Below are 26192 nucleotides of genomic sequence, written 5' to 3'. Positions count from 1 at the left end.
GTAAGAAGGCAGAATTTTACTATGTAGAATAAAGATCAAAGGCCTGGAGGTGAGTCCAGGCCTTTTTTTAACAGAGCCATAAGTATAAATACTATGGCTCGATATTGAACATGTCTTAAAAACGCTTAGAAGCGATATTGGAAGTTCACGTAAGCACGGCGACCAACCAGATCATAAAGTGCGTTGCCAACATAACCCGGAGGCACCTTATCAAATAGGTTGCGAATACCGCCAGAGATATTCAAGTGCTCATCCACTGCGTAGCCTAAACCTAAATCATGAGTGGTGATAGAGCCAACATAGTTAGGACCGACGTTTTCAGACAAGTTATGACGTGGAGTAACGTCAAACAGTGCTGAGCTATCAATGTAACGCGTTGTCCACGCCGCATTGAAGTCGTCAAGCTGATACGTGGCGCTAAAGCGAGCTTGCCACTCAGGATCGCCTAGCTCACCTGCTTCTTGATCATCCAAGTCTGGCTGATCTTGGAATGAGTAAGAAACAAGCTTATCTACATAGTTGATAAATAGCTTGGTACGTAACTCACCCGGCAGGTCGAAATCAGCAATATCAGGACGATAGTTTACTTCAAACTCGTAACCAGCAGTTTCCAGCGATGCAGCATTAAGGTAACCCGACTCAACATTGGTCAAGTTCATATCGCTACCACGGGTAACCTGAGCACAGAAGGTGTTGTTGATGCCCGTTGCAGAATCTACACAGTTGTTGATCACGTCTTGAGGATCAATAAAGGTGATCGCATCCGTGATTTCAATGCTGTAGTAATCTAAGGTAAAGCTTAAGTCGTCAGTAGGTGTCCAAACCGTACCTAGGGTGTAAGAATCTGACTCTTCCGGTTGTAATTCTGGGTTACCGCCGGAGATAAGATCGATACTTGCATTGGTGCTTGATTCGAAGTTCGCAGACACACCCAAGGCTGCACAGTTAGCTGCACGGTTGGCGTTCTGGTCTACACGCGTTTTGTCACATGGATCGGTAACTCGGGTAAAACCAGGCGCACGTGGACTGAATGCTTCGGTGATATTCGGCGCGCGCGTTGCAACGCCATAGGTACCACGTATACGGAACTGGTCAATTGGCGCGTACATAAAGCCAATTTTCCACGCATCTGTGCTGCCCGCATGAGAGTAATCAGCGGCACGATACGCAAGATCAAGGGTTAACTCTTCGGCGAAGTCTACACCCGCAAGGATAGGTAGATTCACCTCAACAAAACCTTCGGTAACGTCAAACTCACCATACTCATCAGGTGTCGCCGCGTTACGCGTTAAGCCGCGTTTAGTGAATTCATCGGTAAGGGTTTGCGATGTTTCTTCACGCCATTCAAAGCCGAATGCCACACCAATTGGACCACCTTGGAATTCCAAGAAGCTTGCTGTATCGGTAACAAACGAAGCACCAAAATATTCTTGTGTAATGGTGTCTTCACGCTGTACGTCGGCACTCATAAAGTCCACCGCCGCTTGGCTTGCTTGATCGCCAAACGGGTTGTACGGCACACATTCGCCACCGATATTCACCGAGCCGGCATCAATATCACGACAAACAATGTTGCCATTGGCGTCTTTGATGGCATCAATAGCCGCGTGCATATTGCCAGGAATTTGCGAGTTAAGGGTACGGCGGGTATTTTTAGTCTCGCCATAGCCATAGTAAATATCGTAGTCCAAGAAGGTGTCACTAAACTCGATGGCGCCATCAATACCTGAAGTAAAGCGGAATACGCTACGCTCATTCTCTGCGGTGCGGTTACCCCAATCTTCAAAGAACTTACTCATTTTCGCAGTCGTCACCCCTTCAGAGAGCAAGTGCTGACGTAAGGCTTCGTCTAGGTACGGGTTGTCTGCAACATTGATCTGTAATGACTGAGAGAATGACGGCTGAAATTGCTGAGTAATGTCCGCTTGTGAATATTTAAAATCCGAGTAGAAGCGGGCATTGTCATTGATCTCAAAGTTGACCATAGAGCCAACATTGAAACGTTTAACTTCTGGCTGATAGTTAGAATAGTCCTGTGTAAACAGACAAGTATCACAACCTTCAGGGAACGAACCGAACAAACCTGAACTGGTGCCATCTCGCTCCGGCTGCACTTGCCAGCTACCATCTGGGAAGAAACCGTACAATTGGTCGGCATTAATAACACCGCCGCCAGAGATAAATTCAGAGCCAACATTTGGCACGTAAAAACGCTTAGGATTACCATCCGACGGACCGGTATCGGCAGGGTTTAACACTGTTCCCCAGTTCTCAAACTGACGGATGTCGTTTTCCATGGTTTCTTGCGAGCGGTTAAGACCAGCAAAGAAGGTAGCGTTACCGCGACCATCCATAAAGTCACCACCACCTAATAGACTAAACTCGTGGCTACGGGCGCCCACGCCTTCAGTTGAGCCATTTGCTTGCCCTGTCACTTCAAAACCTTCGTAACCGTCTTTAAGAATAACGTTCACAACCCCAGATACGGCATCGGAACCATACACGGCAGAGGCACCACCTGTGATGATCTCAACACGCTCAATCATACCCGCTGGAATTGTCGATAAATCTACCGCAGCAGAGCCTGCTGAGCCGGCGACATGACGTTTACCATTTACAAGGGTAAGTGTACGGCTTGCGCCCATACGGCGTAAATCCGCCGAGCTAACACCGGCTGAAGCGTTACTTTCACGGTTACCGATCAAGGTGTCGGTCGCACCAATTGCCGGTAATTCAGCAAGAATTTGACCTAAGTCTGGAGAGCCTGCGCGAGCAATGTCAGCCTGACCCACAGTCATCAAAGGCGCTGCTTGCGATAGTTCAGGACGGGCGATACGAGAACCGGTTACTTGGATTCTTTCGACTTCTTTTTGCGCTGTGTCAGCGTCTTGTTGTTGTGCCGCGTTAATAGAAAAGGCAGCAGCACTTGAGCTAAGTAAAAGCGAGTATTGAATCGCCTTATTAACTGATGATTTATTAAACATTATTAAACCCTGAAATTATAATTATTAAGAACTAATTCCATCGACCTTTTGATTAAGAGGAGCCAAGGCCGGATTATTTTTTACATGGTAAATGTAACTTTTACAAACAAAATGACACAAATAACTAGAAATAATACCGCTTTGTAAATTACTGATTCACAAGATGTTTGATTTTGTTTTAAATAAAATAAAAATGTAACATTTGGAGGTGATTAATCATCACTTTATTTAACAATTGCAAAAAAGCCACATGCCATCAATGTTTATATATTGTTTATTATATGTATAAATAATTTTCAAACAGGTCATTTATTAATCTTTTCTAGTTGTTTTTTACTGCATTTAAAATAAAAAAGATCGCTTTTTGAATGCGTACTGTTGATATATTAACCAACCATACTTCAAAGGAATAACTCCCCCGCCAGGCACATATTTTTGCTGGCATCTAGTTTATCCCTAGGACTGGGACGCGGCAGCACCAACAAGCGCGGCCAATACTATTGCCATGCCTGTACCGCACTGGTGACGTTAGGATTGTGTTTGGGGAGTGTTTGGGTAGATGACAGGCCATGGTGTACTGGCCTAATACTAAACTGCACCAAGTGGTTGCTGTCGCCACAGCAGCGCCCACATGGCACAGACACGTATTTGTTGTGCTGATAGGCCAGCATGTTTACTACTGGCCTAGTTGATAGCCACCGGCAGTGGCAAGCTCTTTTACAGCACCGTATTCGATGCTGGAGGAAAATAGTGTGGCAACAAATAACGCAACGAAAAAGCCCATTGGTTACGACACTCTGAGGCACCACCTTGACGCAGTGGCGCAGGGTTATTAAAGAGCTCAGCGATCACCGCAATATCTTCATGATCCTGACAAATCAGCGCTTGTACCGCTTGACGCTGCGTATCACTGAGCACTTTAGTACCTTGGCCATCTTGCCATAACAGCTGAATATTGGTGTGCTGGCGTATTTGCGTTAACAAATACAGATATTGCTCAGCATAGCTATGACCGGCATAAAAACTCGACATATAAATGGGCTTAGTTGGCGCCAATTGCTTAAGCTGCTGCTCTATGGTGCGCAAATACGCCACCAACTCTTGTTGTTGCGCATAGTTTTGCCAATGCAGATCATCTATTTCATCACTGATATACCAGCCGGCAAAGTTGCTCTTGCTGGTAAAGGGTTGCCACTGTATGGCCACCTGCTGGTGTTTTTTAGCCAAACGCGCAAGGTAATAATGTAATGCCACAGGCTGCTGTTTAATGCGCTGATAAAAGCTATTTTCATGGTACAAGCCAACAATTACTTGTAGTCCATGCTCGGCAGCTTGGTTAAACAACTGCTGCAATAGGGCATTTCCTTGCTCATCAATAAAGTCACTTTGTTCATGTTGACTCCACTGTAGGGCGATACTGTGGTAGCCCTGCTGTTTTAGCTCCACCATCACTTGATGCCATTGCATGCTGCTGAGCACGCGATCATCATTCAATGGTTGATAGATGATCACCTTGGCCTCGGCCAGCACACTGGCGAACAAAGCCATTATTATTACAAACCAGCGTAACCCTACCATAACCACTCCACATTCATCGTCACTAGGTTCTCACCTTCACGCTCACCATCCATAACCCGCTGCAATAACAATTTGACCATGGCACGGCTGCGATAAGCGGTGATCTCATCGCCCTGTCCCCACCAATGTAAGCCTAAGCCGACACCTATGCGACTGTCTTGCTGTTGCCCCGAGTGCGCCCATTGCGCCTGTACATAAGGTTGGAGCGAAAATGCGCGCTGTACCGATTCACTGAGTTTAAAGTGATAACCACCTTGGTACTGTGCATATATTTGCCCTTGATCGGCCTTAAGCCAGTGCACCGCCTCCAAATACAGGCTTTGCTGTACCCAGCCCTCGCCTTCAACCTGCCAATTAGCGCGGCTGTCGCTGATACTGAAAACATCGGTCGCAGCTTTGACCATGACATCAAAATGGCCACTATCAAGCTGCCACTGCGGCTCAATGGCTAAATTAAAGTCGATCGCCGCCGAGGGCTGCCAACTGTAGCCTGTGGCTAACGTGGTGGCCCTGTTATCTTCATCACCTTGCATAAAAGCACGGGCGTACCACTGATGAGTGTCTTGCTCGCGCCAATGATAATGCAGACGCTGGCTATAACGGACATCAATAAAGCCGCCATAGTCAAGCTCATTAGCCTGTGGAGAAGCATCTATAGGGAGTAATTGCTCCCCTATTTGGGCTTGTAGTAACCAGCGACTATCGGCTAACAGATCACGACGCAAACGTTTTAGCTGCTGCTGCGCCGGTTTATCCAGTGCCATAATATCCATGTGCTGCGCCGCTATGGTCGCATGTTCAAGCGCGGCATCAAGCTCATTGATAGCCACATAACTGTAAGCCAACTGCTGATGCATAGGGTAAAGGTCTGGTTGCGAATTTAGATACTCTTGGTACAGAGGTGTTGCTTTATTGGCCATCTCCATATCCGTGTATAAGTACCCCAGTGGCGCCAAGTCATTCACGGTGAGATGCTCAACGCCCAACGCTTCAATATCAGCCACCAAGGCCATTGCTTGCTGCTGTTTTCCTTGCTGCCAATATAAACCCGCTAACTGTATTTGGTAGCTCGGCTGTGGTTGCTGTTGGTTTAACCACAGCAGGCTTTGCTCCTGGGTATACACATCTCCGAGACGTTGCGCCAACAACAATTGCAGTTGGTAAAAACGTGCTTCCTTGGGGATATCTAAGGCCTCCAAACGGTGCAGCCAAGTCATGGCTGGAGCATACTGATGCACATTCACCGCACTGACGATGGCATTGTGTAACTGCTCAGCATCACTCAACTCACGATCTAAACTTAGCCAGTAGTCGAAAGCATTTTGATGTAAGCCCATCAAGCTACTGAGATAAGCAAGCTGTACACGAGTGTTAACATCTTCAGGGGCAAGCTGTTCGGCACGTTTAAAAATCGTATATGCCCGCTCTTTATCAAGCTTAGCGTAGCAAGTACCAAGCTGATGTAACTCTGCCAAGCTCGCAGTAGCCGCCAACCAGTGGGCAGCGAGATCACAGTACTCCAAGGTGCTGGCAAAGCCGCTGAATATTGCCTGTTGAGCAAGGCTCAGTGGCACATCAAAAGCCTGTTTTAAAGCCCCGGGCACACGCTCAGGGTCGAGTTGCTCTAGGCTAGATAGAAAACGATAGCTGAGTTCGGCGCTTTCATCCTGACTACTGGCAAGCGGCCAAAACGGCGCCAATAACCTGACAACCTGGGCATACTGCTGCTGTTGCATAGCAAAGTGCGAGGCCCGCGCTGCATAAGCCAGTTCATAGGGATAACGCTCAGCAAGCGTTTGCCAATGTTGTTGTGCCTGTTGCTGCTGACCAAGGCGATCATAACCTAGGGCCAATTGCAGCTGCTGTTGACGTGATAATCTAGGTTGCGCAGCAAGCAAAGTGACCCAGAATTCATTATCTTGATGTGCTTGCGCTATTTGTATAGCGCGTTCACGCCAAGCGCTGTGATTCTCTAGATGGTGCACCTGATAGCGGTAAAAACGCTGCCGCCATGGCGCTTTCTTACTCGCTTGGTCAGCCATCAGCACCAGCACGCGATACTCTTGTGCTTGGTGTAGCTGCATCTGAGTGAGGGCGATTAGGGTAGAGCTTAACTCTTCATCATTTTGCGCCAGTTTGGCAATATCGGCCCGCTGTAACAGCTGCGCTACCGATGCAGGCATAGCCGCGTTCAGCGCCAGTGCTTGGTGCCAATCTTGACCCATCATCGATAATTCCAGCCACTGTGCCCGCTCATCTGCACTTAACTGAGTTTGCTGTTGATAAAGCAGGAACTGATCACCAGCCTCTTGATAGCGCTGGGCGCCGATCAGGGCTTGAATAAAGTGTTTACGTATCTGCAGTTGCTGCTCTGGGTCGCTCACCTCGGTAATACAAGTGGCAACGCTGTCAAAAGCATCGCTCTCAAGTAACGCAAAACAGTAGTTAAGTTGCAACTCATTAAGGTTGTATGTTTTTACCAGTCGCTCTATATAGGCGGCACGCATCTCTGTATTAACGACACTGGCGCTAAGCGCCCCTAATTGTGAGCGCTGAGTTAAGCTCAGTCGGGTATCGCCCAGCAGGGGCTCAACAAAGCCGATAAAGCGCTCAGGTTGCTGCGCTAAACCAAGCTGTACATAATGCACCAAGGTGTCATGCCACTGTGGCTGCGCGAGTAAAGTGCTGCTATGGTGCCCATATAAGCGTGCCAACTCCAGCCAATCTTGCTGCGCACTCACAACATAGAATAGTCGCTCAAGCAAATAAGGATTGTCGGCGGTGATCGCCAAGGCTTTGTGCAGTTCGTCTTCCGCCTCCGCGTATTGCTGCTTATCTATATGGCGGTAGGCCATGTCAACATGAGGATAGAGCAAAAACTGGGTGTACTCGCTGTAGTTTTTCCCCGCTTCAAACCCAGGTTTTGCCGCAGCCACCGACCAAGAAGCTAATAAGGCTAAACAGATCATCCTCATACCAAAGACTCCTCTTTATCTATGCCTAACACTTCTGCCAGCGCCTGCTGCATATGCTGGCGGGCCTGCTGTAAAATATCAGCGCCGATAACCCCCCGCTCAAGTAAGTACTCCCCCACTCCATCTTCACTGCTTTCTTGGCCTATCATCACTTGGTTGACCACAGATGGACTTAACATAGCCACTTCACTAATTGCTTCAAGCTCACTGTAATGAGCATTAACAAAACGCGACCAATTCGCCCATACGGCACGCTTTTGTAAAGCACTGTGTTGATACTCAGCACGGCCACTAAAGTGCATAAGCAGTGCCAGGGTCACCTGCCCTGGCTGGGCGATAACATACTTGACCTTAGTGCCAATTTTGCGGCTGATGGCACCGATGGCTACCGGCGATAAATATTGCTCACTGGCAATGGTCAGCACCCCATCTTCCTTATACAAGCCAACAATACCGTAACGTCGTGCCACCGCTTTGGTGATCCCCAACTCATTCTGTTCGACGCTGGCCAGGGGAGGACAATCTTGGTATGAGACGTCCGCTTGGACGGCAAGTGCTTGCCCTAACTGCTCACCGCTGATCAGCCCTTCGCGCATCAGATAACGGCCTAACTTGACTTTGCGTTGCCCCTGCGTCAGCGCACTTTGCAATTGTTCGCGATCAATAGCCCCAAGCTCCACCAAGATTTCACCCAAGGGTCGGTGATTCACCCGCTGCTCTCCCAAAGATGGGAAATCATGGCTGGTTTTATCCCATGCGACTCGCTTTACATCGCCAATTTCAAGGATTTGTCGCACCGCACGAAGGTTAGCGAAAAAGTTAACTATGTTGCCCCACACCATACGCGGAAGTGACAGCACACCTTGCACCCAACCGTAATAACGCGATACAAACACAAAACGTTGCAGCATACGGTTGCCAAGCAGCACCGCATTCGCCCACAGCACAGCTGCCAGCCATGGCTCATCACCATAGATGGAAAGGAAGTTATAGGCACTGTCTGAAAGTAATTGATAAGCCCACACACAACCCAGCTGGAACAAAACTAACAGCGCCATAAAACCGATAAAGTTAGTGATGCCGCCACGGCGGTCTCGCCATAAGAAGTAATTTAGCTTCCAATCTTTAGTCCACGCGTGTGACTTCATGCCTTGGAAAACTATGCCTATGATCCACCGTGATTTTTGCCGCACAGCAGTAGTAAAGGTATTGGGAAAATATTCACGCACACACACCACGCTGCTGTAGCTGGGCGACTTTAATGAACCTTTTTTTACTTTTTGTTTATGGCTATCGGTCAACACAGGGAAATGAACAAACACCTCCGACATACCATGTTGTTTTAGGCGAAAGCCAATGTCATAGTCTTCGGTCAAACTCTGTACGTCAAAGGCAATACCATCACCTTGCTCTATAAGTAGCTCGATGGCACGACGGCTAAAACAGGTGCCCACACCGGCACTCGGTACCTGACCAACCAGGGCTTCGCGCACCGGTACATCTTTACCATGGATCTCGGCAAACTCGTCAAGGTAACTGCCACTGGTAAACTCGTACCATTTTCGTTCAAATGGAAAAACGGGTAATTGAATCAGATCCTTACGTTCGACCAAATAATTGAACAAACTCATTTCCATGGGACTAAGGACATCTTCAGCATCATGCAAGATAAAACCTTTAAATTGAAACTTGGCTTGCGCTTCAAAGGTAAAAATAGAGGCAATGATGTTATTTAGGCAATCCGCCTTGCTGGTTGGCCCAGGACGCGCACAGACAATTTTATGCACATTTGGAAAACGGGCGCACACGGCATCGACATCGGCCTGGGTTTTTTCATCATTGGGATAGGTACCAACAAAGATGTGGTAGTTTTCATAATCTAGAGTGGATGCTGCCAGCTCGGCCATTGGCCCCACTACGTCTTGCTCTTGCCATGCAGGAACCATGATTGCCAAAGGTTGCTCGGGCTTTTCCTTAAGTTTGCTGTAATGCAGCTTTGGATGCTTACGATAGACCACCAAGCGTCGGTAACATTTACGGCCCCAATAGACTAGATCAATAAATAGATCATCCAAGCCGAAAAACAGTAGCAATACACTTAATACGTAAACTACATATTTCAAGACAAAGAGGTAACTTGCAAACCAATACAAAAAATCCACAGTGACAAGACTTCCATATCTAAAATTTAATGAAAAAGACTGAGTTATCTTATAGCACTTAACTGCAAAGTGAAACCCAATATTACCCCCTGTAATAGAATGTAATATTTTGATAAGAATACATTTCTTCCAGCTTAGCTAATTAACGAAAAGCTAACCATTCATTTTAAATTCATTATAAAAGTACAAATTACTATAGCTTCTCTTTGCCTTGGATGTAACGCCTAAATTTCACAAAAAGCCTGTGATACTGACCTAATGGCCGCAAACTATCGATGTTGATCTACACCTTTAGCCTGCGCTCATTACTGCGGCTTGGGATCAGTATTTTACTAGCGTGTATTGTGCTTGATCAGCGGCTGTAAGCTTTGTTGGACAATACCCAGCACATAGAGGGTATAAGCTTGTTTTATAAGCAAATTAGATTAACAATAGCGCTATGATGTTATGCTCAAATAACAAGCAAGGAAAGCAATGAGAAAAGTGATTGTGATATTGGCGGCTCTGGCTCTCGCAGCGCTTCTGGGTTATTTTCTTCTGCCAAGCGCGGATAAGCAACAAACGGCTAAGATGAATGTTGCTGCCGATGTGCAGCCCGCACAGCAGCAGAGCACTCTCTCAGCGCAAAACAAAGCCACAAAGCACTATGTTCCTGAGCCCTTTCCCGAGCAAACACTCGATAGCGAGCTATGTGAGAACTTAAAAGACCTCTTTAATCAACACCATTTTCAAAATCGTCAGCAACTTGAAATCTTGGCCGCCCGCGCCTTAAAGCAGGGCCATAGCCTGGACGATATTAGCTTGGCACTGTGGGCTGCGGGCATGGATGAAAGAGCCCTGTACCACTGGCACAATGGCGCCGCAGCCCTGCAGGCAACGCTAAAGATGCGGCCGGCACTCAAGAGTTATATGCAAAAAAATATCCCAGCCAATGCACAAACGGAAGTTGAAACAGCTCAAGCTCAGGCCATGGCGTCTTTTATAGAGCAGCTTGACGAACTGTCGATGCAAATGCAGCAGGATCAGCGCTTACCCCAGAGCTTTCCCATGGAATACCTTTACAGGCATACCCTGGAGCAAAAGGGCTTTGAAGAACTTATCGTCAGCAATGTGCCCGCCCATGAGCTGGTGCAGGCGGTCAAAAACACGGTTTATGATGTGGATAGCGCCTTGGTGAACGACCCACACCTCACTCCCCTTAAGCTGTCTTTTGCCGCCCTGCTGATGTTGGGAAAAACCGAAGCGGCGGCCATGCTGACCGAGCAATACCCCCAAGCATTTCGCAATGACTCCCTGTTTTTCAATGATATACAGCAGGCAGTGCTGCAACATATAGAAGCCTATGGCAGCACATTTACCGATACTCATGCCCTGTCCCGGCTTATTCAGGGCACGCAACTAGGGAGCAAACGCTACTATTACCACCGCCTGACGGTCAGACCTGTCAGCCGAGCTCCGAGTCTCTTAAGCCAATTGGGTATTCATATCGATATTCATCCTTTAGCCGAGTTGCCACGGGATAATGGCAGCGTGCAATTAAAGTTTGAGGCAAGTGCGGCCTTGGATGCGCAGCAACAGGCACAACTGGAGGCCTGCTCGGTGCAAGATAAATGGTTTGAGGAGCGGGAAAAGCCCGTCGAACAATGGCAAGAGTTCGCCGACTCAGAATTTGTGGCCGAGGTGAGCGAGTCGCCCGAGTATGAATACTGCCAAAGCCATAATAATGCGGATATCAAGCTGTTTATCAATGACACCGCAGCTCTGCTGGTAAGCTTGGCGCAAAACAAACCCTTGCCCGAGCTAATGCGCCTGGAGCTGGATGATCTTAATTTGCCACCTCTTTCAGAACAGCAAAAAACGGCCATGGGCCTGTTTATATCGTCAATGGCGGTCGCTGATAACAAGCTAACAGAGCAGGAAATAGTAAATAAGCTCAGTAACCTAGGGCTGGATCCGAGTCCCTTGGCACATCAGGTGCTGGCTCAATTTGCCGGCAGTAAAGAACTGACCCTGTGGTTAGAAACCTTTTCTCATATCCCAGAGCAAACAGCCTTCGAGCTGGCGAATGCGGCCGCCGCCAAGGGTCATATTGCACAATATAAATTGCTTGAGCCCTATCTGAGTTTCGATAAGAGTGAACACTTGGACCCGCTGTATTTTGCACTCAAAAACTACGCTCTAGAGCGCTATATACATCCCGAATCGGGCACAGAGCGGCCTGTAAATTACCACCGACTTGTAGAATATCTAAAGGATAAGGGTGCCGAGATCCGACCGCACCATCATCGCCTGATGATGAAGCACAGATTTGAGCATCCCGAAATGTACCAGCACCTAATTAACCAACTGCCCGAACTGACGGTAAGCGATAATAATGGCTATTTCGCCGTCAGCTGCCAATAGTGTAATTTATTGATATGGCGTATTAATTAGAGTGTTGGATTACTCTTGAGACGCCGTATTCTCTTGCTGCTCTAACTTTTCGCGCTCTGCTTTTGAGATATAGGCTGGTTTATTGCTTTTGTGCAATTTTGCATTCGCACGTTTGTCTTTGGCTTTGAGCTTGGTGAAAATTTTCTTTTTACGGTTCATTATCTTGGTGCTTAGTTTCGATATGTGATTGATGACATCGCCCTCAATTATACCCTGCAATTGCCATTTAGACCGACATGTTTTAAACAACAACGCAGACACCCACCTTAACTTGGACACCTTAACTTGGACACCGACACCTTAACTTGGACACCCACCTTAACTTGGACACCCACCTTAACTTGGACACCTTAACTTGGACACCGACACCTTAACTTGGACACCCACCTTAACTTGGACACCCACCTTAACTTAGACACCCACTTTAACTTGATCTCAAAATAGGGGTATCGTTATTCGAAGAGTCTCTGGAAGGGGCTTTCCTTGGCAGACTATATTAAATATCTACCAAGGACGGTCTCTATGGCCATGTGTTACATGGACCAACCCACTCAACAAAAGTTTCGGTACATTTTACAGTTTCATCTTCAGTTATTGAGCATGTTTCAAGACCAGAAAGTTTAAACTTACAAAAAGTGCCCATTTGATAATTTGAACGGTCACCACCTTCAAATGGGTCTTCCTGTGTACCTGTACCTGAGCTAGGTTTGTTTGGGTCTTCTGGTAAAGGTTCTGTTTCTTCCTGTAAAAATTCTTGGAAACATTTAGACATTGGCACATCAGTCAAATCAACTTTACCATCCCTAAAAAGCTTAGCGACGTTTATTCCGTCAATACGAGAAAAGGAAGGAGCTAACTTTAAGTTGATAAGCGCTCTTTTGTTGTCATCGTCCCACACTACCTCATTTATAGAACCGATCATAAATGTAAGGTAGTTGTGAGTTCCCTCTTTATCGTACTTTAATCTTACAGCAAGCTTTTGTTTGACATATACCTGCTCGATTTTGAGTTCAGTACTGCCAAAGCCAACTGTTACGCCTTCTTTTTTTATCTCATCATACTCTAGGTTTACTTGCTTAACGTCCGTACCGGAAAGAAGAGTCATTTTTCTAGACGCATACATCTTGACATCTCTTTCATTATCTAGGCTCTTGAAGTAGTGTGTTGGGTGTTCAGCACAATCAGATATTTCTTCACCTGTTGATGAGCTAATACTCATCAGATCATCATTGAAATTCAAAGTACTAGATTGACTACTAAATGATGTCATATCGATGTCAACAGTAAACGACGCAATCGTATCTACGATATCGAAATATTTTTGAATTGCCGCGTTATCTGCTGGACTTTTAAGAGTTGAAAAGACAGTTACAAATGGTTGGTTAACTGAGTTGATTGACGTAGTAACAGTGAACTTCTCAAAAGTCTTAGTACTATGCACCACTACTATTATGTCCTGCGAAACAGGTTCACAGTACTGTGCTGTACTACCGTTTTCCCAGATATTACAATAGTTAGCTGGTGCTTCACGGGTTGCTATCGTTTTACTTTCTTCGAAAGTACAATCTGTACAGGCGAAGGCTCTAGGAACCGAGCTAGTAGCTGCTAACGAAGTACCTGAAAAAACTCCAGCTACAAATATTAAAAATGTATATTTATTCAATTTTACATTCCTTTGTTAACTATCCGAGCCACCCCGAAACAAAAGATTAACAAAAAACAAAGGCTTTAGGTACGCATTTTGAGTTTCCTATAATGTCGAAGCTGATACAATTTCGATAAAGATGAGAGTGTTTAGTGAGTAATTAATGGGGTAACTGACACCCACTTTAACTTGGGCACCCATCTTTAACCTTTACTAAAACAGCCAACAAAAAAGCGAACCTCCGCGGTTCGCTTTTTAGCTTTAATTTAACGCCTTATTATGGGCATTAAACTTATTCACACTAGCCTTTGTTGAACAGGTCAGCACGGGCTTTGTGGATCTTTTTATAGCTCTCAAGCAGGCGCAAGTGCTTGTCCAAGCCTTCGAGCTTCATATTGGTTGGGGTCAAGCCATGAAAACGCACTTCACCGGTTACCAAGCCCACGACATTTTCCATGGTGTCTTTACCAAACATGCGAGAGAAGTTATGGATAAAATCAGCCAATTCAAGCTCTTCATCCAGGGTTACTTCCAGCACCGCGCTCACGGCTTGATAGAACAAGCCACGCTCAACCGTGTTGTCGTTATATTGCAAGAAGTCACCGACCAGCTCATTAGCCTCTTCCAATTCACCAAGTGCTAAGTAAATCAAAATCTTAAGCTCAAGGATGGTTAACTGACCCCATACGGTGTTTTCATCAAACTCAACACCAATCAGGGTGATGATGTCGATATAGTTATCCAGCTGGCTCTCTTCCAAACGCTCTACCAAGGCGGCCAGTGCATCGTCCGAGAGCGAGTGCAGATTCAAGATATCTTCACGGTATTGCAGTGCTTTATTGGTGTTATCCCAAATCAAGTCTTCCACCGGGTACACTTCAGAAAAGTCCGGCACAAGAATACGACACGCACTGCCGATTTCTGTAAATTCAGCAATATACGCTTCTTTACCAAGCGCTTTCAAAATACCGAATAAGGCTTTGCTTTCTTCTTCGTTGGTACCCGAGAAATCCCATTCAACAAAGTCGTAATCCGCTTTGGCGCTGAAGAAACGCCATGAGATCACACCGCTTGAGTCAATAAAGTGCTCAACATAGTTTTCCGGCTCAGACACAGCCATGGAGTTAAATGTTGGCTTCTGCACATCGTTCAAACCTTCAAAGCTACGACCTTGCAACAGCTCGGTCAGGCTGCGCTCTAATGCTACTTCCAGGCTTGGGTGCGCACCGAATGAGGCAAATACGCCACCGGTGCGTGGGTTCATCAAGGTCACACACATAACCGGGAATTGGCCGCCTAGTGAGGCGTCTTTAATAACAATCGGGAAGCCCTGCTCTTCAAGCTTTTCGATGCCCTCAACTATGTCTGGGTACTTGGCCAGCACCTCTTGCGGTACGTCCGGCAGCACAATTTCCTGCTCAATGATCTGGCGTTTAATGGCACGCTCGAAGATCTCAGACAAACACTGCACCTTGGCCTCATTGAGGTTATTTCCCGCACTCATACCATTACTTAGGAACAGGTTCTCAATCAGGTTTTGCGGGAAGTAAACCGTTTCGCCGTCCGAATGACGAGTGTAGGGAATTGAACACACACCACGGTCCACACGGCCTGAGTTGGTGTCGATTAAATGCGACGCTTGCAATTCGCCGTCCGGGTTGTAAATCTCTAAGCAGTAGTCGTCTAAGATGCCTTCCGGAAGGGCGTCGTCTGCACCCGCCTGGAACCATTTTTCATTGGGGTAATGGACAAAATCGCTGTACGCGATTTCTTCACCCAGGTACTGATCGTTATAGAAGAAGTTGCAGCTTAAACGCTCGATAAATTCACCCAACGCAGAGCAAAGCGCACTTTCTTTGGTCGAACCCTTACCGTTAGTGAAACACGCCGGTGAAGCTGCATCACGGATATGCAAAGACCACACATGGGGAACGATATTGCGCCACGAGGCCACTTCAATCTTCATACCCAAGTCGGCCAGCATGGCGGTCATGTTCTGAATTGTTTGCTCTAGCGGCAGGTCTTTACCCAAGATGTAGGTACTGTGATCAAGGTCGGCCTCAACCATCAACATGGCCTGGGCATCTTTGTCGATATTATCTACCGGATCGATTTGGAACTCGGGCCCGGTTTGCACCACGCGTTTAACCGTACAACGCTCGATAGAGCGCAAAATACCCAGGCGATCTTTATCAGAAATGCTCTCTGGTAACTCAACCTGAATTTTGAAAATCTGATTGTAGCGATCTTCTGGGTCGATAATGTTGTTTTGCGAAATGCGGATACCATCGGTCGAAATCTCTCGACTGTTGCAATACACCTTCACAAAGTAAGCGGCGCACAAAGCAGATGATGCCAGGAAGTAGTCAAACGGGCTTGGTGCCGAGCCATCACCTTTGTAGCGGATCGGCTGATCGGCTATTACGGTGAAGTCGTCAAACTTGGCTTCTAATCTGAGGTTATCGAGAAAATTAACTTTAATTTCCATGAGTTATCGCTACCCTAAAAATCGCAATGACCGAGCTTGCCAACTCTGCTGGGCAGACTAGGTGGCAATGTCGGTCAATCTAATGAGTTTAATGTTCCAATTATCGTCTTTTTGCGTGCAATCGTCTTGGTTTATTTTGGAAATATATAAATCAAAAATAAAAAGAGACCTTGGATTCGATGTTAGCGAGTATTTACTCACTAACAATAAAAGAGGGGGTTTACTTTTCTACCGGCTCAAAGCGTAAAGACATCAAGCCTAAATCGCGTACCAGTACGTCGCCGTCTTCAATCAACCAGGCTTGTTCTTCATTGCCGGATTTAAACACCAGGTAATCACCGGATTTCAGCTCACGTACAAAGATTTCATCAAACTCGCTGCGCTGGCCATCCGCTTCAATAAAGTTCTCGCCGATGTAGATTTTTTTGACGCCAGCAAGCTCTGATAGCGCGTTAAATACCTTGTTGTCAGAAGTACTGACATAGTGTCCTTCATACCCATGGCCACCACAGCCAAGCATAAATAATGAGGTTAAAACAATAAGGGTATATTTGAAGTACTGCATATCTGTCGCTCGATTTAGTAAAACATACGTCCCTTGAGGTCAGCTCTAAGGGGCGGTTAATTTTACATCATCTCGGAGGCGATACCAATACGTAAAAAAAGGGCCGCTTATGCGGCCCTTTGCGTAACATCACAACTGCTGTTTAGTTTAGATCGAAACGATCTGCTGTCATCACTTTTGTCCAAGCAGCAACGAAGTCGTTGACGAACTTCTCTTTCGCATCTTGTGAGGCATACACCTCGGCAATGGCGCGTAATTCAGAGTTTGAGCCAAAGATCAGGTCAACCGAGGTTGCCGTCCACTTTTTCTCACCACTTTGACGATCGAAACCTTCGTACACACCTTCTTCCTTGCTTGATTTGCTCCACTTGGTCGACATATCAAGCAGGTTAACAAAGAAGTCATTGCTCAGGGTTCCCGGATTGTTCGTTAACACACCGTGATCCGAGCCCTTGTAGTTTGCATCAAGCGTACGCATACCACCTAGCAGTACCGTCATTTGGGGCACGTTCAAGCCAAGTAGATTAGCACGCTCAACCAGCATGCCAGTGGGTGATTTCCACGCGCTGCTGTAGTAGTTACGGAACGCATCGGCGGTAGGCTCTAGCACTTCAAATGATTCAACATCTGTGTATTCAAGTGATGCATCCATACGACCAGGCTTAAATGGTACAGTGATCTTAAACCCTGCATCCTTCGCGCCTTTTTCGATGGCAGCGGCACCGCCAAGTACAATCATATCAGCAAGTGAAATTTGCGTCTTACCTGCTTTTTTGTTGAATTTATTCTGAATTTTCTCAAGTTCTTTCAGTACCTTGGCTACTTCTTCAGGATTATTCACCGGCCAGTCTTTTTGCGGCGCTAGACGTAAGCGGGCACCGTTTGCACCACCGCGCATATCGCTATCACGGTAGCTAGACGCCGAGGCCCAGGCCACACGCACCAACTCAGGCACGGTTAACTTAGAATCAAGAATTTGCTCTTTCAAATCAGCGATTTGCTTATCATTCACCAGAGTGTGGTTCACTTCTGGAATGTAGTCTTGCCAAATCAATACTTCGCTTGGTATTTCACTGCCAAGGTAACGAGCACGTGGGCCCAGGTCACGGTGATTTAGCTTAAACCAGGCCTTGGCGAACGCGAGCTCGAATTTTGCAGGATCGGCACGGAAGCTCTCGGCAATCTTGCGAAACTCTGGATCTTCCTTCATCGCGATATCTGTTGTGAACATGATAGGCGCGTGACGCTTACCTTTAACGTGCGCATCGGGGACCATATTTTTTGCCGCCTCATCGGTCGGGATCCACTGGATTGCTCCGGCGGGGCTCGTGGTTTGTTTCCAATCAAAGTTGAAGAGGTTGTCCAGGTAGTTGGTTGTCCACTGTGTTGGCGTAACCGTCCACGCACCTTCTAAGCCACTGGTCATAGTATCTTCAGCATTGCCCTTACCACACTTATTTTTCCAGCCAAAGCCCTGGTCTTCAATCGGCGCAGCTGCCGGTTCTTTGCCTACACAGTCTGGCTTTTTAGCACCGTGTGCTTTACCAAAGGTGTGGCCACCGGCAATAAGTGCCACAATTTCTTCGTCATTCATGGCCATACGACCGAACGACATACGAATATCGGTAGCCGCCAAAAGCGGATCCGGCTTACCATGAGGACCTTGCGGGTTAACATAGATTAGACCCATTTCAACCGCGGCTAGAGGGCCTTTTAACTTGCCTTTTTTATCGCGACGCTCATCGGTGAGCATCTTGCCTTCCGGGCCCCAGTACACTAGATCAGGCTCCCAGTCGTCTTCACGACCACCGGCATAACCAAAGGTTTTAAAGCCCATGTCTTCCAGGGCCACGTTACCGGTCAAAGCCATTAAATCGGCCCAGGAGATATTGCGACCATACTTTTGCTTAATCGGCCACAGCAGGCGACGCGCCTTATCTAAACTGGCATTGTCGGGCCAGCTGTTGAGTGGGTCAAAACGTTGCTGACCACCACCGGCACCGCCGCGACCATCAAATACTCGATAAGTACCGGCGGCATGCCAGGCCATGCGGATAAAGAAGGGACCATAATGGCCATAGTCCGCTGGCCACCAGTCCTGGGACTGGGTCAAGACGACGCGAATATCTTCTTTAACGGCTTTTAGGTCTAGGCTTTCAAAGCCCTTGGCATAGTCAAAATTGTCACCATAGGGGTTAGATTCTACCCCGTGGGCACGCAGCGGGCTGAGGTCGAGTTGCTCTGGCCACCAGAATTGATTTGATTTTGGTTCAGCAGCTGCAGCTTGTGCACCGAACGTTAGCACCGAGGTAACGGCTAAGGCCGCGGCGCTGATAAAAGGACGTGTTTTTTTACCCATGAAACTCTCTCCCCGTTTGGAGTTTAGTGATTAACGAGAATAAATATAGTTCAGGGTTTCAATCTATTGCAGCGATAAAAATAGATTGGCTTAATCTATTATTTTGATGGGAGTCTTGCGGTGAGTTTTACAAATGATAAGGGGCGACTGTGATTGCCGCCCCTTGCCTGTTAGATTTTAGAATCTATTATGCAACACCCTGACTTTTAAGGTATTCCTCGTACGAGCCTTGGAAGTGCACTATGCCCTCGGGACGAATGTCGATAATCTGCGTAGCCAGTGATGATACAAACTCACGGTCGTGGCTGACGAAGAACAAGGTGCCTTCGTAATTTTCCAGCGCCAGGTTAAGGGCCTCGATAGACTCCATATCCAGGTGGTTAGTCGGCTCATCCAGGACCAGCACATTAGGGTTAATAAGGCTCATTTTACCAAACAGCATGCGGCCTTTTTCACCACCGGAAAGCACCTTAACGCGTTTTTTCACGTCATCATTGGAAAACAGCATGCGTCCAAGGGCACCGCGCACCACCTGATCATCACCCGTGGTCCACTGTTTCATCCAGTCGAACAGGTTATCGTCTTCAACGAAGTCGGCGGCGTGATCCTGGGCGATATAGCCAATTTTCGCTTGCTCGGCCCACTTTACAGAGCCCTGATCGGCCTCAATTTCACCTAATAAACAGCGTAACAAGGTGGTTTTACCGGCGCCATTTTGGCCGATAATGGCAACGCGCTGACCGGCCTCAACCTGTAAATCAAAGTTGCTGAACAAGGGCGTTTCAAATGCTTTTGACAAGCCTTCTATAGTAATAGCCTGACGGTGCAGCTTCTTCTCTTGCTCAAAGCGAATATAGGGGCTGACGCGGCTTGATGGCTTGACTTCCTCAAGCTGAATCTTATCGATTTGCTTGGCACGCGAGGTGGCCTGCTTGGCCTTAGAAGCGTTGGCAGAGAAGCGACTAACAAAGCTTTGTAGCTCGGCAATCTGTGCCTTCTTCTTGGCGTTTTCGTTGAGCATTTTCTCACGAGCCTGAGTGGCCGCCGTCATGTACTCGTCGTAGTTCCCCGGGAATAGGCGCACCTCACCATAATCCAAATCGGCCATATGGGTACACACGGTATTTAAGAAGTGACGGTCGTGCGAGATGATCACCATGGTCGACTTACGCTCAACCAGTACCTGCTCTAACCAGCGAATGGTGTTGATATCCAGGTTGTTGGTCGGTTCGTCAAGTAGTAGTACATCCGGATCGGAGAACAGGGCTTGCGCCAACAATACACGTAGCTTCCAGCCCGGCGCCACTTCGCTCATGGGGCCAAAATGCTGCTCAATAGGAATTTCCAAGCCCAGCAAAAGCTCGCCAGCGCGGCTTTCTGCGGTGTAACCGTCCATTTCCGCAAAGCGCACTTCCAGGTCGGCCACTTCCATGCCTTCTTCTTCGCTCATCTCGGCCTGGCTGTAAATGAAATCGCGTCGCTCTTTCACCGCCCACAGCTCGGTATTACCCATTAATACCGTGTCCATCACAGAATATTCTTCAAAGGCAAACTGATCCTGACGCAACTTACCCAAACGCACGCCTTCGCCCAGCATCACGTTACCCGCTGAAGCTTCAAGGTCGCCACCCAGAATTTTCATAAAGGTCGATTTACCACAACCGTTGGCACCAATGAGGCCATAACGGTTTCCATTGTTGAACTTAACGGAAACGTTTTCAAAAAGAGGCTTAGCGCCAAACTGCATGGCGATATTTGCTGTTGCGATCAAGGGAAGTGATATCCATGTTTGCTCAAAAAAAGGACGCGCAGTGTACCCGAATACGCCTGTTTTAGAAACCACATTAGGGTAACTCTTAACAAAAGCCTGCTGATCACCCAAGTAGTGGCGGTTCAGTAGCAGCCCTATACATTCATAATTACCGACAACAAAGGTGCTCATCTTTCGCTTTTTATAGGCACAAAACACATGCAATCAAGTAATTAAGTGTGTAAGGTAGAAATGTCTATACTTCAAATAACAAGAAAATGAGGCATTTATTATGAATGGTAAAATTATCGGTATTATTCTTATTGTGATCGGCGTGGCCTTGGTTGCCTGGGGTTACAACGTGTATGACGCGGTAGAAGCACAGCTAACCCGCTCGCTTAACGGTGAAACACCCATTGAAGCCTGGCTGGGCATGGTCGGCGGTGCCATCTGTGTCGCCGTGGGTGTGTTTAAGCTGAAGTAAAAAAGATAGCGAGTCACTTTTTACCCTGAGTAATGCACTAGGTTAAATTTCGCTATTACCAAAAACGTCACTGTTTATTAGGTTTATAAGTAGCTCTGCTCCCAGACCAATACGGGCAAGTGTAGGATTGGTTTGCGTAGGTTCGTTATTGTCATGACCCTTTACGTTCTCATCAGAGCTCCTAAAACTACCGATTCAAACCAGCTCTCCGAACACCAGCTTAACCTTCTGTAATTACGAGTACTTCTTTTAGACACCTAATAATCTTTAGAGTGGGTGTCTTGGTTATTTATTTTTTTCAGAATAGATATCCAAAAGTAAATTAACTTGGGCCTGTTGTTCTTTGCTGTACATATTTCACTCAGAAAACTAACTAAGACACCCACTTTAACTAAGGGGGGAATGAAGGGCTGGGTCTGAGTCTCTTTGTTTGATCTTTACTCTGGTATTTCATTTATCGCTTTGGCGCTCTGCCTAAACAAGCACCTATTTGACAAAGAGCTTGTAAAACAATCGGTGAATGCTGCGGCCATAAGGCGGATAAAGCAGCTTACCGCCGTTGAGCTTACCCAGGGTTTGTACCGCCTTGGCCTTGGAAAAGGTCTGAAAGCCCTCAAAACCATGATAATGGCCCATACCCGACTCACCGATGCCGCCAAAAGGTAAATCCACCTGGGCCAAATGGGTCATGGTGTTGTTGATACAGACTCCGCCGGAGTGGGTGTCCTGAATAACTCGCGCGTGTTCATTCTTATCCAGGCTAAATAGATACAACGCCAAGGGTCGCGGACGCGCATTGATATAGTCCACTGCCTGTTGCAAGGACTCATAGCTGATAATGGGCAGCAAGGGGCCAAAAATCTCTTCTGTCATCACCCGAGTGTCGACTCCGGCGTTTTCAATCAGCACTGGCGGCATTTTTCTGCTGTCGCTCAAATCCTCATTGGCTGGGTTAATAGTGGTGCAGCTCGCACCCGCAGCTCTGGCCTCTTGCAGCAGTGCCTGCAACCTTTGGAGTTGGCCGTCATTGATAATGGCGGTGTAATCAGAGTTGTCTTTAATACTGGGGTACATGCGAGCAAAGGCGTTTTGATAGGCGCTAATAAAGGCCTGCTTTTTATGCTCGGGGCAAAGAATATAATCCGGTGCCACGCAAGTCTGGCCAGCATTCAGAGATTTACCAAAACAAATGCGCTCGGCGGCCATCTCCAGATCGATAGTATCGCCGATAATCACTGGGGATTTACCGCCCAGCTCCAGCGTCACCGGGGTAAGGTTGGCCGCCGCGGCGCGCATCACCAACCTGCCCACTGCGGTTGAGCCGGTAAAAAACAAGTGGTTAAAGGGCAATTGCGAGAACGCCGTAGACACATCGGCAACGCCGGTAGTCACCGCTACCTGATCCTCGCTAAAAACCTCGGCCAACAGCTGCACTAAGCAATGGTTAAAATAAGGAGTATGCTCGGAAAGTTTAAGCATCACCCGATTTCCTGCAGCTATGGCGGTAATTAACGGGCTTAAACTTAAATATAGAGGGTAATTCCACGGCACCATAATGCCCACCACCCCAAGGGGTTGATACACCACCTTGTTGCTTGCCGGCTGGAAAATCAATGCGGTTGAACGAGCCGAAGGCTTACACCAGCGAGCAAGGTATTTAATGGTGGAGTCGATAGCCTCAACCAGAGTCAGCACCTCACAAAGGCGGGTTTCATCTTCACTGCGATGACCAAAGTCTTTGCTAATGGCCGCAACCAGCTCATCCTGCCAGGCTAGCATGGCTCTTTTAAGCGCCTGTAACTGAGCTTTCCGCTCGTTGACAGCTGGGTATTTATTCTTGTTAAAGGCTCTCAACTGCGCTTCAAACAAAGGCTGCAACTGAGCAACTTCGGTATGCTGGTGAAGACGATTGTTTTCAATATTCATAAAGACTCGCGCATGGATTGACCAGTCGCTTGCTTTACCTGGCTTTTAAGGTAAAGGCTTTGACTAATTCTTGGGTGTCGTACCCCTTGTTATACATCAAGTTATTGAAAATAACGATCAGGCCTGTGTTTTTAGCGGTTAATTTTACTTCTGCATGGCAAAGCAATGCGATAGAAGCATGATTTGTGCTACATTTGCCGCGTTTTTCACCCTATTGAGGCGGCTATCGCCATGCTTGCAATTATTCTTGTATTTTTAAGCGCATTTTTACTTTTCCAAGTGCAGCCTATCATGGCCAAAATGTTGCTCCCCAGCTTTGGCGGCGGCACTCAGGTTTGGACAGCCTGTTTGTTATTTTTCCAAACATTTTTGCTCGCAAGTTATGGTTATGCGCACCTTATCTCGAGCCGCTTGGCGCTGAAAAAGCAGTTTTTCGTCCATGCTGGCCTGTTATTGGCGGGAGCCATCGCCCTGCCCATAGGCACGCAAGTGCTTGTTACCCCCAGCGACACTCCCGCGTTAGGCGTACTAGCACAATTAGCGATGGCCGTGGGTTTGCCTTATTTTGCCCTGGCTGCCACGGCGCCCTTGATGCAAAGCTGGCAGGCCAAGGTAGATAATGAGCATGCCTACAAGCTGTATAGTTATTCCAATATCGGCTCCTTTTTGGCCCTACTCTCGTACCCGTTTGCGGTGGAACCCTGGCTCGGCTTGGGCAATCAATCCTGGTTGTGGAGCGGTTTATTTGTGGCCTTTGCCGCCACCTTCTATACCTATATGGCGCGCTTTTATCACCAGGCCAAACGCCTAGGCAGCACAGAGCAGAGCGCCTTTCGTGGCGGTGTACACGGTAAATGGCTGCTGTGGCTTGCTCTTAGCGCCTGCGGCGTGATGGTGCTAACCGCCAGCACCAATGCCATGACCCAAAACGTGGCGCCTGTGCCCTTCTTATGGTTGTTACCGCTAGCTCTGTATCTGCTGACCTTTGTACTGTGCTTCCACTCGCCCAAAGCCTATCATCGTATTTTCTGGCTCGCGGCCCTGGTGGTGTGTGCCTTTATCTCCTGCTTCTTGTTCTTTATCGGCAGCCAATTCGATATCGTCAGCCAGGTTATTCTCTATTCCTTGGTGCTGTTTGCCGCCTGTATGATCTGTCATGGCGAGCTAGTGCATGCCAAACCCAGCACCGAATACCTTACGCAATTTTATCTAGTGATGGCCTTAGGTGGCGCGCTGGGCACGGCGCTTATCACCTTTATCGCCCCGCAAGTATTCACACTCTACTACGAATATCCGCTAGCTATAGGTGCCGCCTTGGTGCTGTTTGCGGTAGGAATTTGGCTCGATAAAAACACCCAAAAGCGCACTATGTTGAGCGCCAGCGCTCTGAGCTGCGCCGTGCTTGCAGCAGGCTTGTTTGTTTGGCTAGATGGTCAGTTTAAAAGTAACGATATAGAACGCTTGCGCAACTTTTACGGCTTATTGACCGTTACGGAAGTCGACATTGATGGGCGCACAGAGCGCCGTTTGATTGACGGCACCACCACGCACGGTGTGGAGGTACTCAAAGGTGAAGGCCAAGGCGAGCCACAAAGCTATTACCGCCACCAAACCCTGGTGGGGCAGTTGCTGCAAGGCTTACCCAATGGCGCCCAAGCAGGCTTTATCGGCCTGGGTGCCGGCACCTTGGCGGCCTATGGTAAAAGCAAAGATACCTATACCTTCTATGAGCTTAACCCCAATGTGCTGGCCACAGCCAAGGCGCAGTTTAGCTACCTTGAGAACTCCCAGGCCAAGCTGGATTATGTGCTCGGAGATGGCCGTATCACGTTAAGCGCACAACAAGCGCAGGGGCAGGAACAGGTATTTGATGCCCTAGTGCTCGATGCCTTTAGCGGCGATGCCATCCCCATGCATTTGCTGACTCAAGAAGCCATGGCCTTGTACTTAACCCAGCTTAAAGAAGACGGCATACTGGCGGTGCATATCTCCAATACTCATTTGGATCTCACCCCCCTGATGCGTGGGCTCGCACAGAAATTCGATTTAGCCATCGTCTATGGCGAAGCGAAAGCACAGCAGCGCCATGGTCATGACGTACGCTGGGTGCTGCTAAGCCAAGACCACGCACGATTACAGGCCTACCGCGCGATTCAATCACCCTGGCCAAGCAATACAACTCCCTTTATATGGCGCGATGACTATAGCAACCTGTTGCAAGCCATGAAGTTTATGGGTGAATAGAGTGTGAGTTGACTAAGTCTGCTTGACTAGAGAAGGCGCCAATATGGCGTCTTTTTATTTGGAAAGAACCCAACCCATTTGACTGATATAAAGTGCCAGCAAGCCCTAATCTAAGGGCGCCCTTCTCATTTCACATTTAGTAAATTGATTTTAACGCGAATTCAACTCCGAAGTGCACCACTCGCTAAATTAAGCCGCCTTGCGTAATTCTTCGAATACGACTGCTGGCTGTTTATACCCCAGACATTTTCTCGGTCTGGCATTTAACGCGCGTTCAATCTCTGCAATTTGCTTGTCTGTTACCGTGCGTAAGTCAGTGCCTTTGCGTATGTATTGGCGCAGCAAGCCGTTAAAGTTTTCATTTAATCCACGTTCCCATGAAGAGTATGGATTAGCGAAATAGATATCCGTTTTCAGTTTCTTTGCAACCTGTTCGTGGTCACAGAATTCACACCCATTATCTGCCGTTATCGTATGAACGTGACGGCGATAACGCCACAGCATGCCGACCATAGCTCGGCTCACATCAGCCGCGCACTTTGCTGGTACTTTACGTATCAGATACAGCTTACTTTTGCGCTCAACCAGGCTGACTATGG

General features: G+C 47.6%; 15 protein-coding genes. 3 read left to right on the top strand and 12 right to left on the bottom strand.

Going from position 1 to position 26192, the window contains the following annotated elements; all coding sequences use genetic code 11:
- Window positions 1-125: 125 nt before the first annotated feature.
- From WCN91_RS04935 to WCN91_RS04920, 4 genes are all read right to left on the bottom strand, one after another.
- Window positions 126-2984, bottom strand: coding sequence for a TonB-dependent receptor domain-containing protein (locus WCN91_RS04935; RefSeq protein ID WP_342676853.1), 2859 nt, complete (start codon window positions 2982-2984; stop codon window positions 126-128).
- Between the two features lie 717 nt (window positions 2985-3701).
- Window positions 3702-4562, bottom strand: a complete 861-nt coding sequence (locus WCN91_RS04930) for a DUF4434 domain-containing protein (RefSeq protein WP_342676851.1) — start codon at window positions 4560-4562, stop codon at window positions 3702-3704.
- On the bottom strand, window positions 4556-7537 hold the full coding sequence (locus WCN91_RS04925; protein ID WP_342676849.1) for an NfrA family protein: 2982 nt from the start codon (window positions 7535-7537) through the stop codon (window positions 4556-4558). The genes WCN91_RS04930 and WCN91_RS04925 overlap by 7 nt, the downstream gene beginning before the upstream one ends.
- A complete protein-coding gene (locus WCN91_RS04920; protein WP_342676847.1) occupies window positions 7534-9699 on the bottom strand; it encodes a glycosyl transferase family protein in 2166 nt (721 codons plus the stop codon). The genes WCN91_RS04925 and WCN91_RS04920 overlap by 4 nt, the downstream gene beginning before the upstream one ends.
- 474 nt (window positions 9700-10173) lie before the next feature.
- Here WCN91_RS04920 and WCN91_RS04915 point away from each other — a divergent pair, with 474 nt between their 5' ends.
- The gene (locus tag WCN91_RS04915; RefSeq protein ID WP_342676845.1) at window positions 10174-12102 is read left to right on the top strand and encodes a hypothetical protein; all 1929 of its coding nucleotides are present in this window, start codon (window positions 10174-10176) and stop codon (window positions 12100-12102) included.
- A 39-nt stretch (window positions 12103-12141) separates the two neighbouring features.
- Here the strand turns inward: WCN91_RS04915 and WCN91_RS04910 are convergent, their stop codons facing one another.
- The 6 genes from WCN91_RS04910 to WCN91_RS04885 all read right to left on the bottom strand — a co-directional run bounded on the left by WCN91_RS04910 (window position 12142) and on the right by WCN91_RS04885 (window position 20960).
- Window positions 12142-12291 (bottom strand): DUF2986 domain-containing protein, encoded by a 150-nt coding sequence (locus WCN91_RS04910; RefSeq protein ID WP_105201276.1) that lies wholly within the window; start codon window positions 12289-12291, stop codon window positions 12142-12144.
- Between the two features lie 361 nt (window positions 12292-12652).
- On the bottom strand, window positions 12653-13795 hold the full coding sequence (locus WCN91_RS04905; RefSeq protein ID WP_342676841.1) for a hypothetical protein: 1143 nt from the start codon (window positions 13793-13795) through the stop codon (window positions 12653-12655).
- A gap of 283 nt (window positions 13796-14078) precedes the next feature.
- Window positions 14079-16265 (bottom strand): OsmC domain/YcaO domain-containing protein, encoded by a 2187-nt coding sequence (locus tag WCN91_RS04900; protein ID WP_342676839.1) that lies wholly within the window; start codon window positions 16263-16265, stop codon window positions 14079-14081.
- Window positions 16266-16485: 220 nt separating this feature from the next.
- On the bottom strand, window positions 16486-16830 hold the full coding sequence (locus WCN91_RS04895; RefSeq protein WP_342676838.1) for a hypothetical protein: 345 nt from the start codon (window positions 16828-16830) through the stop codon (window positions 16486-16488).
- Window positions 16831-16972: 142 nt separating this feature from the next.
- Entirely contained in the window at window positions 16973-19189 is a 2217-nt protein-coding gene (gene katG / locus WCN91_RS04890; protein ID WP_342676837.1) for a catalase/peroxidase HPI, read from the bottom strand.
- A gap of 187 nt (window positions 19190-19376) precedes the next feature.
- On the bottom strand, window positions 19377-20960 hold the full coding sequence (locus WCN91_RS04885; protein WP_342676836.1) for an ABC-F family ATPase: 1584 nt from the start codon (window positions 20958-20960) through the stop codon (window positions 19377-19379).
- Window positions 20961-21231: 271 nt separating this feature from the next.
- Between WCN91_RS04885 and WCN91_RS04880 the strand changes: the two genes are divergently transcribed.
- Window positions 21232-21423, top strand: a complete 192-nt coding sequence (locus tag WCN91_RS04880) for a DUF3185 family protein (protein WP_105188797.1) — start codon at window positions 21232-21234, stop codon at window positions 21421-21423.
- Between the two features lie 486 nt (window positions 21424-21909).
- Here WCN91_RS04880 and WCN91_RS04875 read toward each other — a convergent pair whose 3' ends face one another.
- On the bottom strand, window positions 21910-23349 hold the full coding sequence (locus tag WCN91_RS04875) for a coniferyl aldehyde dehydrogenase (protein ID WP_342676832.1): 1440 nt from the start codon (window positions 23347-23349) through the stop codon (window positions 21910-21912).
- A 231-nt stretch (window positions 23350-23580) separates the two neighbouring features.
- On the opposite strand from WCN91_RS04875, the gene WCN91_RS04870 reads away from it, so the two are divergent.
- Window positions 23581-25593, top strand: coding sequence for a fused MFS/spermidine synthase (locus tag WCN91_RS04870; protein WP_342676830.1), 2013 nt, complete (start codon window positions 23581-23583; stop codon window positions 25591-25593).
- Window positions 25594-25782: 189 nt separating this feature from the next.
- On the opposite strand, the gene WCN91_RS04865 is transcribed toward WCN91_RS04870, so the two are convergent.
- On the bottom strand, window positions 25783-26192 hold a 410-nt coding region (locus WCN91_RS04865; protein ID WP_342676828.1), incomplete at its 5' end, for an IS30 family transposase.

It is taken from the genome of Pseudoalteromonas qingdaonensis, assembly GCF_038739665.1.
Taxonomy (GTDB): domain Bacteria; phylum Pseudomonadota; class Gammaproteobacteria; order Enterobacterales; family Alteromonadaceae; genus Pseudoalteromonas; species Pseudoalteromonas qingdaonensis.
This window is presented reverse-complemented; position numbering and strand designations above follow the sequence as displayed.

What these genes read in the sequence shown, in the direction of transcription:
- WCN91_RS04935 (WP_342676853.1), bottom strand. Translation starts at nt 2,984, where the DNA reads ATGTTTAATAAATCATCAGTTAATAAGGCGATTCAATACTCGCTTTTA.
- WCN91_RS04930 (WP_342676851.1), bottom strand. Translation starts at nt 4,562, where the DNA reads ATGGTAGGGTTACGCTGGTTTGTAATAATAATGGCTTTGTTCGCCAGT.
- WCN91_RS04925 (WP_342676849.1), bottom strand. Translation starts at nt 7,537, where the DNA reads ATGAGGATGATCTGTTTAGCCTTATTAGCTTCTTGGTCGGTGGCTGCG.
- WCN91_RS04915 (WP_342676845.1), top strand. Translation starts at nt 10,174, where the DNA reads ATGAGAAAAGTGATTGTGATATTGGCGGCTCTGGCTCTCGCAGCGCTT.
- WCN91_RS04910 (WP_105201276.1), bottom strand. Translation starts at nt 12,291, where the DNA reads ATGAACCGTAAAAAGAAAATTTTCACCAAGCTCAAAGCCAAAGACAAA.
- WCN91_RS04900 (WP_342676839.1), bottom strand. Translation starts at nt 16,265, where the DNA reads ATGGAAATTAAAGTTAATTTTCTCGATAACCTCAGATTAGAAGCCAAG.
- WCN91_RS04895 (WP_342676838.1), bottom strand. Translation starts at nt 16,830, where the DNA reads ATGCAGTACTTCAAATATACCCTTATTGTTTTAACCTCATTATTTATG.
- katG (WP_342676837.1), bottom strand. Translation starts at nt 19,189, where the DNA reads ATGGGTAAAAAAACACGTCCTTTTATCAGCGCCGCGGCCTTAGCCGTT.
- WCN91_RS04880 (WP_105188797.1), top strand. Translation starts at nt 21,232, where the DNA reads ATGAATGGTAAAATTATCGGTATTATTCTTATTGTGATCGGCGTGGCC.
- WCN91_RS04875 (WP_342676832.1), bottom strand. Translation starts at nt 23,349, where the DNA reads ATGAATATTGAAAACAATCGTCTTCACCAGCATACCGAAGTTGCTCAG.
- WCN91_RS04870 (WP_342676830.1), top strand. Translation starts at nt 23,581, where the DNA reads ATGCTTGCAATTATTCTTGTATTTTTAAGCGCATTTTTACTTTTCCAA.